Origin of the sequence: Chryseobacterium daecheongense (assembly GCA_027920525.1) — a bacterium.
GTDB classification, from domain to species: domain Bacteria; phylum Bacteroidota; class Bacteroidia; order Flavobacteriales; family Weeksellaceae; genus Chryseobacterium; species Chryseobacterium proteolyticum.
On record CP115858.1, the window covers coordinates 1,377,600 to 1,390,748 of the forward strand.

The following is a 13,149-nucleotide window of genomic DNA, read 5'->3' on the forward strand; positions in this document are numbered from 1 at the left end:
TAATTTTAGTGGGGTTAATACAATTTCGTGATATCAAGCTCCTGCGTGGACCTCATCAGTTCAATTCCCGCTCTGCGCTGGTTGAAAACCGCATTCTGATATTCAAGTTCCGCAACTTCAAGGTCACTTTCCGCTTCTATAAGTTGTGAAGATTTACTCATCCCATACCTGAATTCTTTTTCAGCCTGTACAAGGGCATTTTTTGCCAATTCTTTTTCTTTACTTTTCAGGGTTATTTGCGCCGTGGCAATATCATAATTGGTTTGATTATTCGCGAGATTTAAGGTCAGTTTTTTCAAGGCATCTTCTTTTTTGTTTTGTAAAACTTCTTTACCTATCCGCGCCGTCTCTTCGGCATGCTTTCCCTCTCTTCCATCAAATATTTCCCATTTAAAACCTATACCGGCTGTAAATAAGGGCAGAATGTTAATATTCGTGGGCCTCCAGTCCAATCGCGCACCTTCATATCCAAGGGCAGGGATTGCGGGGATTACATTTTCAGATGTTTTGACTCTGCTTCCATATAACCCGATATAGTATGCAGAAGCCATAAGCTGAACTTTTGGGATCATCCATGTTCTTTCTGCTTTAATTTTGTAATCCGCGGCTACAATTCCGTGATCCAATGCTCTGATTTCGGCTCTCTGCTCGATTCCATTTTCCCGGGAAAGCATTTCTAGAGGAGTTAAAACGGGTTCTATCAGGCGGAGCCGTTCTTTATTGATACCGGTTAAAATGTAAAGCTGGGTAAGAAGCAGCTCTTTTTTTCCTTCATACTCTACAATCTTAGCATCCAGGGTTGCTTGGGCAAGCTCTATCTTTTTATGATCGTAAGGTGTGATCAATCCGTATCCTAGGGCTTTATCGGCTGTTTTCCTGTTGATGTCCAGCCTCTTTTTACTTTCATCCAACACATTTTTAGACTGATGGATCAGGGCGAGCTGGTCGTATGCTTTAGAAACAGCAGCTACCACGTCATCCCTGGTCTTTTCAAGAAGGATGTCCTCTGATGCTTTTTTCTCTTCAATCGCCTTTTTAAGATATTTCACTTTACCTCCCGAGTACACCAACATTTTGGCATCTGCCTTTGCAATACCCGAGAAACCGGAAATATTAAGGTTGTTATTATACCTTCCTTCAGGAATTGTTAAAAAAGGTTGTAGATTAATTTCAGGAGAAGTTAATCTTGCCGTTGCGTTCAGATAGCCGGCTTGCCCGCTTAATTCCAACGTCGGAAGGAAGATATCTTTCAGTTTATGACCGTCAAGATCGGTAAGTTTATTTTGGGTGATCTGCATTTTAAGATCCGAATCCCGAACCATTGCACTATCTAAAAGTTCCTTAAAGTCCGGCGCCGATTGTGCCCAACCAAAAGCTGGAAGTACAAAAAAACCAAGGGCAAAAATCAATAAATTGTTTTTCATGGTTCATGTTTACAACAAATATAATGCAAAAAAATGTTAAAACCCGTAGAATAATTCTCCTGTACAGTGAATTTAAAAGATGTTCAATGGTAATCGGCCTCCAACAGTATTTATTAAACAACTGTTTAAATATAGTTTAAGGGTAAAATAATTTTCTATAACCTGTCTCAAGATCCTTCCTATAATCCATTCTTTTTAGTACTTCACAAAAAAACTCCTCAGAAAACTGAGGAGTTTTATATTTAGAAGTTGGAAATTACTTTTGAACTGCTTTCTTCATTCCAGCGTCCGGACGTAAAACCCTGTACCGTACTTCCAGGTCTTTAGGTACATAAAATACCAAAGGTAATTTACTGTTATAGCCTACAATTTCCGGTTTGATATAAATAAACTTTTTTGTTTCCTTTTTATTTAAACATCCCTTTAAAGTTCCGGCCGTCTCTCCATTGGATTCCACTTCATAATAGTTGTAGCCCCATCCCTGAAGATCCTGAGATTTTACGCTCCCCATCATAAAATAGTTATTACAATCAACCATTTTCTCCTTACCCACAAAATATTCAACTTTCAGATCTTTTTCATTTTTAGCGACAGGCAGCTGAATGTATACCTGCTTGTATCCGTCTTTAGCCTTTGGGAACATTTCAATTTCCAATTTTTCAAACTTTTCAGCTTTCTTTTGAGCAAAAGTATTCACTCCAACCATCATGACTAATCCCGCAACTAGCGTCTTTGAAAATTTCATATTTTTTGTATTTATTTTTTACTGATTCTCTAAAGCCAAAAATCATTCCAAAATTTGAACATTGTCTCCTTTTGTATGAGCATTCATCTGCGGAGCATAGTAATTTTGCATCGTTGTAATACCATTTGAGAACTTTCCGGATGCATTAGCAACATAATCATACTCAAATACATATTTCCCTTTGGGCATATATTGAATATAAAAATTTGTGGACGCATCTTTAGTAGATTGATAATATCCTAAATTATTTTTCCACTGATATCCGGATAATACATTAAGGGGCTCAAATCCGGCTGCTCTCATATCTTTTATATGAATATACTCCATCGCACGGTCGGTATTTAAAATCATTCTTACTGTTACTTTATCCCCTACTTTCAGTGGTGTTCCCACAGCTATTTTCTGTAGCTCTTCACCATTTACTGTTTTCACTTTTTTATAAAGCTCTTTGGTAACGGAGATATAATTTTCTGATGATTTTATTTTATCCAGATCTTCATAATATTGCCAGAACAATCCTCCCTGCACAATTCCGGGACCCGGTTTGGTAACGGTAACCGTACTCAGGCTTTTGTCTACTGCATCCGTTTTCACTGTTGACTTTACATACCCCGTTGCCTGTGTTTGCGGTGCCAGTTCTTTTCCGCCCCAAACAATAGTTGCTTTATCACTTTCAGCACCGGTCCATGATTTTCCTGAATTTAATATCGTGAAAATCACTTCTGAAGTACCCCTTGAGCTTCCCCATGAATTAACTTCCTTCTGTGTTACCAGCCAGATCTTCATATCTTCAATGAACTTCTGATCGTTCGGTTTTAAGGTATTAAAAGCTTCTAATGCACCGGCATGGTTCACAACTTTTGAACTGAACCAGCCCCAGTCATTAAGATTCTGCTTCCAGTACACTCCCTGGGTTTTGGTATCTGTGGAAGTTTCTTTAAGATAGGTCATAAGCTTATCAGAAGTTTCCTTCATTCCATAATCGTTCATCAATAAAGCTGCCCGGTGAAGTCCGAAGAATGTAAAATCAGTGGTTTTTGCAGTTTTTGCTTTTTGTTTGACCAATGATTTTAAAGTTGCCCCTTTTCCTTTCAGAGGATATTGTTTCTCCCAATAGTTACGTGTGTCCAGATAATCCAGAATCCAGTTGTTCCAAACATTTTCTTTCGTATCCACATATTTATTGATCTCATTATCTACATACTTTATCAATTGGGTTACCATTTCATTTTGCGTTGAACTTTGATAATCCTTGGCATTACCTTTTAACCATAAATTGATTTTACCCAGATTTTTAAGGATATACAATGACACTCCGTAAGAGCTAGGATACCCTGAATACCATGAAAAGCCTCCATCCGGATTTTGCAGTTTTTTGAAATCATCCCAATCCTGATTGATTGAATTTTTCATTGTGTTGGCATCAAACAATAATGCAAGCTTTTGCATCTGCTCCTGCTCATTTTTACTTTCCAGTACCCAAGGAGTTTCCTCTAATAGTAACTGCTTTAATTCCTGATTTTTTTCAAGGTTAGAATTCAATAATCCTTTGTTCTGATATTCTTCAAAAATGGTTTTCATCTTTGGGTTTGCTTTGAAAATTTCAGATGCCAAAACATCAGAAAACCATTTGTTAAAGATTACATCAGCTGAACTGTTCTGATCATTTTTCAGGCTTGGAAGGGCAAACATAATTTCCCAGATCGGATTGGTTGTGAGCTCCAGTGTATTTGAAACATTCGTTATTGTTGCTGAATTCGCATCTTTAAGATGATCCAGAACAAAAGTTTTAGTCTCTCCTTCTTTTACAAAAACAGGGACTGCATCTGTTACCAGCATTCTGTTCGGTAAAACAGCAATTGCCTGCTGCTCCCCGTCTGAGAAAGAACCTGCTTTAGCCACTACTTTAAGGATAATAGATGAAACATTATCCGGAACCTTTACTTTCCATGTTGCAACCGAATTTCCGTTTTCACTTACATCAAAGTTCTGGGTTCCTGCATTCAATCCGAATTTTGAAGAAATGTCTTCATTAGTAAATGCATCCAGGATTTGTAAAACAGCAGAACCATTTAATCGCTTATCCGTTAAATTAGAAAGTTTTGTCTGGAGGTTTAATTCATCACCTTCTCTTAAAAATCTTGGATAATTTGGAGTTACGGAAAATTCTTTCTGTGTAACTACTTCTTTCTCCAATGTCGCCGACCTGGCATCTTTTGTGTGAGCCAGGAACATAAGCTTCCATTTCGTAAGCGCTTCCGGAGAAGTAAATTCAAAATTCACATTGCCTTCTGCATCCGTTTTCAGATCCGGATAGAAAAATGCTGTTTCATTCAAATTTTGTCGAACCGGAACTTTTTCCAGAGATTCTTTTGACTGTCCACCTTCTTGATTACTTGTTCCTTTACGAACAACAACGACTTCATTTATTTCAGCCATCGCATCTACAGCGACTTCCTTAGCAGCAACAGCCGGGGCAGGTAACGCTTTACTGTAAGCAGCATTACCCCTAATTCTTATTCCACTTGCTCTTCCTTCAAGACTCTGAAGAACAGCTCCATCATAATAAAGCGAATTGTCAAACCAGTTAAATACCGGTACTTCCACATATTTACCATTCATATATTTCAGTCTCTTCTGATAATATTTTTGAAGAAGATTCTCCCTGATATCGTAAGAGGTTATGATGGTATACGGAATATATAATTTTTCCCAATCGAAGCTGTTGGCTGCAAACTGATCAAGAGACATATCATACATATTGGCCAGAACCTCAGCATTGATCTTCTCCTTATCATTTCCTGAAACTTTTACAGACCATTTCTCCTTTACATTAGGTTCCAGTTTATCTCTGAAAGTCACCGTCTCTATTTTAAGAGGCTTTTCAGAGTCCTTAATTTTTAAATTGACAGATTCAGTCTGCACATCATTAAATGCAACAATCTGAAATTGAACATTTAAAACAGATACACTTTTATCTTTAGGAATATCTGCTGAATACTCCAGCATTCCGTTTTTCAGCTTATAGCTTTCAGAAAGGGTGCTTCCTGACCCATTCTGAACAAATACATTGACTATGGCATCAGGAACAGCCGAGTACACATAGATCTTTGCTTTTTCACCTCTTCCCCATTCATTTTTAGGTCCGATAACCTTTAGGAATGTTTTCTGACCAGGCTTTAACGCTCCTTTATCCCAAACACTGAAATTCTGTACGGATTTTATGGTATCTTTTCCTTCTATATTATACAATTCCAGCCGGTAATCCCCTGTTTCCAGTTTACCCAGTTCCAGATTGGTTGCCAATTGTTTCTGATCTCCAGATGGCTCCTGTGTTTTGGTAAGAACCACTTTTCCGACTTTCCAATTCTTTAACTCATCATTTTTGTCAAATAAATCATGCGGAAATTTCTTAATGAATTCCTCTTTGCTCAATTTGGGCTGATTCTGAACTTCTCTCAGGAAATTATCCCTGAAGATCCTGTCCGGAGACTCCAGTTTAGAAAGCTTTACCTGATACGATTTTTTAAGATCCTGTTCGTTATAGTTTCTTGTCTCTACTTTCACTTTCACATTCTCATCAGCAAAAGCATTATTAATCTCATCTGCCTTGATATAATGGGATACGGAAGCTACCTTCAATTGTGTATTCGCCGTCTGCGTTTCTCCGTTAATATCCGTTACAGAAGCATTGATCTCATAATTATCGATTTGGATACCTTCCAGTTTTTCATCTTTTTTAAGGTCAAGGCGGATAACAAACTCTCCTTTTTCATTTGTTTTTGCTTCACCCAGGATTGAATTTTCATTATCATCCCCTTCAGGATACCACCAGAAATATCTCCAACGGATGTTGCGTTTTTTGATTTCATAACTCACCGTAGTATTGCTTAAAGCAACACCGGAAAACATTGCTGCCTTTCCTTTGAGTTCTATAGTCTGGCCGTATTTATACTCATCCTTTACAGGATCGAAGGTTACCTCAAATTTTGGTCTCTTATATTCTTCTACCCTTATATCTTTATATCCCTGCGTATTGCCGTCGGTATTTAAATAGAACACCCCATTGAGTTGTCCTTTCGGTAAAATAAAGCTTCCATGATATGATCCGAATTCATTGGTTGTAAAATTTTGTGCAGAGACTTCCTGACCATTGGTATCCACAAGCGTTATTTTCTGTTTCAGGCCTGATACCACCCCTTCCGTTTCTTTATCAATCTTTGTATTGATCACTTTAAAATAGACTGTCTGACCGGGTCTGTAAATTGCACGGTCTGTAAAGATCTGAGCTTTCGAACGGACCTGCTTATTAGGATCATAATTGGAATAATCATCATTCCCATACACCTGCATGATTTGATAATCTTTGGTTTTCGGCTGTTGTATCAAAAATGTCCTGTAGTAATCCTTACTTGATGTAGAAGGAAATTTGAAAACACCTTTATCATTGGTTTTTCCATCAACTTTATTTAAAGTTTTATTGGCTACAAATTCGTAGAATGTAAGATTTTCATTAGCTACAGGTTTTCCGTTTTCGCTGTTTACCAGTTTCAATTCGTTTGAAAGTTGATTTCTGTCTGTTTTCGACTGGTAGATCACCTTGTTGTTTGAAACCAGAAAGTAAAAATTCTGTTTGGCATCATTATCACTGGCGTCAGCTCCTGCAACAAGATACTCAGCAACGTATATACCGGAAGGTAAAGGCTGAATTTCCATTGAGGTTTTATGCATCTGGTAATCTTTAGGATCCGGAAGCTGATAGCTTTCTTTTCTTACCAGGCTTTTTTTCACCTGTCCGAACGTATTTCCATATGAGTTCCTGATATATTGCATGAAAGAAGTAAAATCATCTTTTACTTCGTAAATATTCAATGAAAATTCTGAAACGTTTTTATATTCAGCAACCAGGTGGATAGGAAGATTGGCCTGGGTTTGCTCTTCATATTTGAGAGTAAGATTCGGATTAAGAACCTGATCTTCTTTATTTTTTATATTCTCAAGAAATGGAGATTTTGGATACTGGCTTTTTGCCTGGGCAGCAACTGCTAAAGCTTCTTTCGCTTGCTTTTTTACCAGGTATTCATTCATGATCCCTTCCATGATCAATACCTTATAATCTCCTTCGGTATCAGTCTTCAAAAGATTCTGAAGTTGCGCCAGTTTATCTTTGCACTGATTGGCATCACAGTTTTCAGAAAGCTTCTGGTGCATAAAATACAACTTTGAATTTCCTTTATTCTGTGCAATTAATTCATCAAAAATTGTATTGATCTGAACCCTGTTTTCGGCAAGCTCATTTTTTGTGAAAATTTCGTTATCCCCCAGAAAGTTGATTTTCCTCAGAGAATACCAATCCCACAATGTTGGAAAATAGATAATATCCTTAGTATTTGAAAATGCACTTTTATATTTATCCAAAGAGATTTTTTTCATTTGCTCTTTCTGCTGGTCAAGATCTTTGAAGTTTTTCGTCAGATAATTTTTAAAATCCAGCTTGCTCCAGGTTTCAATCTGAGAAACGTCCTGAGAGTTCAGGTTCGTCCGTCCATTAATCTCCCAGGAATGCCGTTTATAATAATCCTGAAAAAAACTACTTAAGAGTACATCATACACCACCCTTTCATCACCTTTCAGCTGCTTTTGTGTATCCTGAAGCTTACCGAAGAATTTAGAAGCGGAATTATTCTGATCATCGTCAGTCGTTTGATTTACAATACTAAATTCTGCTTTGAGGGATCTGATCAGCTGCAGTGTATTATTTTCTTTCATAGCTTGTTTTTGTATGTCTAAAACAATGGGAAGATTCGATTTGTACGCTCCTTTCTGGCTGTTGTCAGCAATTTTTTTCCACTGATCGTCGTAGTATTTCTGTGCAAAAACTGCTGAGAAATTCAGCATTAAAAGCAAAAGCATAAAAACCTTGGAAAATCTTTTCATAAATGTTATTTTTGATAAATGAATTTCTTAAAAATACTGAAAAAATATGTCATAGACAGTCAAATTTATGTCTCCGTAATGGGAACTCTTTTTGCAGTATTTTTCATGAAAGAGCAAAACACATTCCGTTTCCCTTCCGTTTTCTTAATTTTTATCACGTATTTCAGTGGTTATCTTTACACTAAGTATCAATACACTAAGCATTTCTTTAAAATATTAATTTTAAATGCTATAGCCGGCGTAATTTGTGCATTTCTCATCATCCATAATCACAATGAAATAAGATTAATCAAATGGTTTATCATAGTCGTCCTCGGATTGTTATATAATAGCTTTTTTCTGGACGTTTACATAAGAAAAATCCCCTTACTGAAGGTTTTTTATGTGGGACTGGTGTGGGCACTGGTAAATTGCTGGCTTACATTACCGGAATTCAGCCTTTCCATATTTCTGATCAGCTTCTTTTTTATTACGGCGCTTGTCCTTCCTTTTGACATCCGGGATATGAAAAGTGACAGGGTGCAAACCTTTCCCAAACTTATCGGTACCCAGAATACAAAATACATAGCTTATCTTTTGGTTTTTATAAGTAGCCTGCTGGCTTCTTTTTATCTGGATCCGCCCTATGCAGTTTCTTTTTTTCTGGCCAGTGTGATTACCTATATCCTGATCTATTATTCTGAGAACAAAAGAGATGAAGCCTATTTTTCTTTTGGGGTAGAAACCTGTTCTGCACTTCCCTTTTTATTTTTGGGAATAATGAAGTATTTTTGACAAATGATTATTAAGAAACTTTCTCTGTACAATTTCAAGAACCATGCTGAGAAAAAATTTGAATTCTCCCCTCAAATCAACTGTTTTGTAGGTAACAATGGTGTGGGAAAAACCAACATCCTGGATGCCCTCCACTATTTATCCGTGGGAAAAAGTTTCTTAGGGAACACCGATCTTAATAACATAAAAAAGGAGGAAGACTTTTTCACCATTGATGCCGAAGTTCAGAATGATGATAGTGAGGATACTTTAAAAATATCGCAGCCCAAAGAGGCTAAAAAGATCATTAAAAAAAATGATAAAAGCTACGACCGGATGTCTGACCATATCGGTTACCTGCCAAGTGTAATGATCTCTCCTTATGATTCCAATCTGATTTCGGATTCCGGGGAAAGCCGCCGGAAGTTTTTAGATTCTATGATCTGCCAGACTGATTCGGGATATCTTTTTGACCTCATCCAATATCAGAAAATCATCCAGCAAAGAAATGCCTTATTAAAGTATTTTGCCAAGAACAGAGTATTCGATAAAGATTCCCTAGAGATTTATGATGCTCCTATTCATAATCACGGAACTAAAATTTTTGAGAAAAGAAAAGAATTCGTTTCCCAACTCAATCCTATTGTTCAAAACTTTTATCAGATTATTTCCGGAGGTAAGGAAATGGTATCTGTAATCTACGAATCTCATCTATTGGAATCTTCATTCGAAAATTTACTTAAGGAAAGCCTGGAAAGAGACAGAATGCTAACGTATACTTCCAGAGGAATTCATAAGGATGACCTGCTTTTCGAAATGGATGCCGCACTGATTAAAAAGATAGGATCCCAGGGCCAGCAAAAATCCTTTCTTATTTCGCTCAAACTTGCCCAAATGAGTCTCGTAAAAGAGCTTACCGGTAAAACGCCTATTCTTTTACTGGATGATATTTTTGATAAGCTGGATGACCATCGTGTGGCACAACTTATTGAGTTGGTCAATAAAGAAAATTTTGGGCAGATTTTTATTACAGACACCCATAGGGAAAGAACGGAAAGCGTAGTTAAGAAAATAAACGAGGAAAGTATAATTTTTGAAATCTGATGCGAGAAACAAAGTAGGAAGTTCAGAATGCGAGTTAGAATAAAATTGCTTCTGATCTCTTCTTAAAAACACATAAAAACTCACTTTTCTTTATCAAGAATGAACGTATTAGAGAAAACAGAAACGAAAATATATCATACATTACCCCTAAAAAAATAAAAACTTAATCTACAAATTCTAATACATAATCCTAACCTCGGATCTAAAACAATGAAACGAAAAAAAAGAGAATTTCAATCATCCGACCTTGTTAAATCCTTTGCCAGAATCCACGGCTTTGAGGATAAATTGATCGCATTTGAAATCAAAGATTTTCTGGAAGATTATCTTGATGAAAGTCTTTTTCAGGAAATCAGAAGTGTAGGGATCCATGACCAATGTATTGTGATCAAAATAGATTCCCCTCTTTTAAAAAATGATTTTAAGATGCGGAGAAGTTTTTACCTGAAGAAATTCCAGGATAAATTTGGTCAAGAGAAGTTTAATGATCTTCAGATTTTGTAGATATGGTATTGTTCATCAGGTCATCCGCATGTTTATCCAACCTTGAACTTAAAGGGAAAAAGAACTTAAACGGATGACTTAAAAAATACCTGAATATTTCTTTATAAATCTCACTTACCTGCCCGAAATTCAGTTTTCTGGAACGGAACGCTAAAAACATAGACAGCCCGAAGCTTACCAGGAAGTTAAAGAATCCAATTAAGAATACCGTAAAGAAGGAAATCCAGAATGTGTAGGCATCCACAGAGAAATCTTTTCCATATAATCCAAGTGCCAGATTTCCTGCAGCAAAGGTAATGTGCCGGATATCCAGATCCAAACCAAAAAATAACCCTACCGGAGCAGTAGCACCGAGGAAAACCCCGAACCAAAAATTAGATATAATTCCCGGCCAGTTCTTAGCATAGTATTTAGAAAGGTTTTTGGCAAATTTAACCCCGAATAATTTTCTAATGGATATATTTTTTGCGATCCTTTCAGGGATCTGATAAAATACGGAGTTGTTTCCTATATTTCCCGAAATAATTCCTGAGATGAAAAGATAGAAACCTGCAATACTTGCATGCAAAATAGCTTTTGACTGAAAAGGATCCAGGTCTTTAAGCAGCTTGTCGGATCTGTCGACAGCCAGGTTTTGGGAGAAAAAAACATCAAGCCCATAAATAATAGCCAGAGCTATCGGAAATGATAACGCTACATTTCCCACAAAAGCAATAAACTGACTTCTAAATAGTTTAGAGACTAGATGTGCAAATTCCGTGTTATTTCTTTTGCTGTTGCCTTCTTCAGCAAGTACTTTAGTCATAGTTGCAGCAGTCATCGCCGGCTGCTTGGTTGCTAAAGTAAATCCCATCAGGTAGATCATGACGAATCCCATAGCATAATTCATAGAATATAAAAATGCGTGGGAAAAATCACTTCCCGGAATATATCCGTACAACATTTTCAACACACAGAGTGCTCCTACGATAATTCCACCACCACTGGCTTTATAGAACATTTTCATATATTCTTTCCTGGTGGAGGTAATATAATGTGATCCGGCTTCTGCCGTATGATTTGTAATAAGATGGGAAATCAGTCTTGTACTGTCATTAATAAGCTCTGCGATATTATTCTTATGGGATTTATACCGGAGAATATTAAACATCAGCTGTTTGGATTTGATAATCACATCTTCATCACCATTGATGACCAAAAGCTTGATGATTTCATTAATTCTCTCAATCTGCTGACGGATTTTCAGAAGTGATTGATTGATCTTCCCTGAAATTCCATATTTGGAAGAGTTTTTAAAAGCTATATTAACAAACTCATGACATTGCTGGATGTAGATCTTTATCTGCTTGTAGCTGCTGTCTTTTGAGTGAAGCTGCAATCCGGGGTCGGCTTCCAGTTCTGCAGCAAGGCTTTCCAGCTCGTTTTGTAAAGCTAGAAAAGGATTGTCAAAATTCCTGTATTCGGGAGCCATTCTCACCACTTCCACCTCCATAGCCATTCCTGTAACACGCCAGGAAAGGATATTCATCGAGAAAATAAGCTCTCTTTTAACATTATTTTTTATAATAAAATCAGAAATCCCTAAAATAGTGAGGAACTCATTGACTTCATTTTCAGGAAGATTGTGAAGATATTCAAGATCTTTCTTTGGTCTCAGGCTGATATTATCGATAAGATACCATACCGTTTTCTCCTTTTCTACAGGAGGAAGGACTTTATTAAGGATCCTTTTTTTCAGTTCCGGTAAAAAGGCATTTTCAGAAAGGATATTTGCCTCTGTAAGCGAAAGGTTAAAAGGCCTTCCCTCAAAAATATTGTAGATATAATGCTTAAAATTGGCTGTAAAATCCGGATTACTTTTAAAGAAATTGAGGACGTCTGTAAAATCAGCTCTCTTAATGCTTTCCAAAAACTCGGCAAACGGTTCTAAGGAAAGAGTTTCGTTCTTAAAAGAAAAATATTTTTTAAGGACGGTTTCAAAATTTGTGCTGGAATTGAAAAATTTCATTAGTACAAAGATACTATTTCAAACTTACATTTCTCATTTGTCTTAAAATCCAGTTGTGTTTCCTTGTCAGGTAGGCTGAAGGATTTTTAGGGTCATACTCTTTAGGGTTTGGCAAAACAGCCGCTATCCAGGCCGCTTCCGAACTTGTTAGGTCTTTAGACGACTTCCCGAAATAATATTCGGATGCAGCTTCTACTCCAAATACCCCACGTCCCATTTCAATGGAATTAAGGTATCTTTCCAGAATAATGTCCTTACTCCATACTTTCTCAATGATAAAGGTGTAGACAGCTTCTAATCCTTTCCTGATCCAGCTTCTTCCCTGCCAGAGGAAAATATTTTTAGCCGTCTGCTGGGAAATGGTGCTTCCGCCTCTTACTTTTTTTCCTTTTTCATTATGTTTCATCGCTTTTTCAATAGCCACATAGTCAAAGCCGTTGTGCGTAAAAAATTTCTGATCCTCAGAAGCAATGACCGCTTTCTTCACATTATTACCCATTTCATCATAGGAAATGTAATCCCTTTGTAATTTTCCATACTGGAACAGGCCTCCGATCTGAGTAATTGTAATGGGTGGATTAAAGAATCTGCCCCATATAATGAACACCACATTCAAAATCAGAATGATAAACAACAGTTGTTTTATTTTTTTCCACATACCTTTAAAAAAAGCA

The 13,149-nt window shown here is 36.9% G+C and carries 8 protein-coding genes; 3 read left to right on the forward strand and 5 right to left on the reverse strand.

Annotated elements, in window-relative coordinates:
* Positions 1–14: 14 nt before the first annotated feature.
* From PFY10_06060 to PFY10_06070, 3 genes are all read right to left on the reverse strand, one after another.
* Positions 15–1,424 carry a TolC family protein gene (locus PFY10_06060; GenBank protein WBV58004.1) on the reverse strand — a complete coding sequence of 470 codons (1,410 nt, stop codon included), beginning with the start codon at positions 1,422–1,424 and terminating at the stop codon, positions 15–17.
* Between the two features lie 256 nt (positions 1,425–1,680).
* Entirely contained in the window at positions 1,681–2,169 is a 489-nt protein-coding gene (locus tag PFY10_06065) for an ecotin family protein (protein ID WBV58005.1), read from the reverse strand.
* Between the two features lie 42 nt (positions 2,170–2,211).
* Positions 2,212–8,106: an MG2 domain-containing protein gene (locus PFY10_06070; protein ID WBV58006.1), complete on the reverse strand. Its 5,895-nt coding sequence runs from the start codon at positions 8,104–8,106 to the stop codon at positions 2,212–2,214.
* Between the two features lie 18 nt (positions 8,107–8,124).
* Between PFY10_06070 and PFY10_06075 the strand changes: the two genes are divergently transcribed.
* The 3 genes from PFY10_06075 to PFY10_06085 all read left to right on the forward strand — a co-directional run bounded on the left by PFY10_06075 (position 8,125) and on the right by PFY10_06085 (position 10,467).
* A complete protein-coding gene (locus tag PFY10_06075; protein WBV58007.1) occupies positions 8,125–8,880 on the forward strand; it encodes a hypothetical protein in 756 nt (251 codons plus the stop codon).
* Between the two features lie 3 nt (positions 8,881–8,883).
* Positions 8,884–9,963, forward strand: coding sequence for a DNA replication/repair protein RecF (locus tag PFY10_06080; protein ID WBV58008.1), 1,080 nt, complete (start codon positions 8,884–8,886; stop codon positions 9,961–9,963).
* Between the two features lie 210 nt (positions 9,964–10,173).
* The gene (locus PFY10_06085; protein WBV58009.1) at positions 10,174–10,467 is read left to right on the forward strand and encodes a hypothetical protein; all 294 of its coding nucleotides are present in this window, start codon (positions 10,174–10,176) and stop codon (positions 10,465–10,467) included.
* Here the strand turns inward: PFY10_06085 and PFY10_06090 are convergent.
* Both PFY10_06090 and mtgA read right to left on the reverse strand, forming a co-directional pair.
* A complete protein-coding gene (locus PFY10_06090; GenBank protein WBV58010.1) occupies positions 10,445–12,475 on the reverse strand; it encodes a recombinase in 2,031 nt (676 codons plus the stop codon). The two genes, PFY10_06085 and PFY10_06090, sit on opposite strands and share 23 nt — an antisense overlap.
* Before the next feature lie 13 nt (positions 12,476–12,488).
* Complete coding sequence (gene mtgA, locus PFY10_06095) at positions 12,489–13,133, reverse strand: monofunctional biosynthetic peptidoglycan transglycosylase (protein ID WBV58011.1); 645 nt, start codon at positions 13,131–13,133, stop codon at positions 12,489–12,491.
* Between the last annotated feature and the right edge of the window lie 16 nt (positions 13,134–13,149).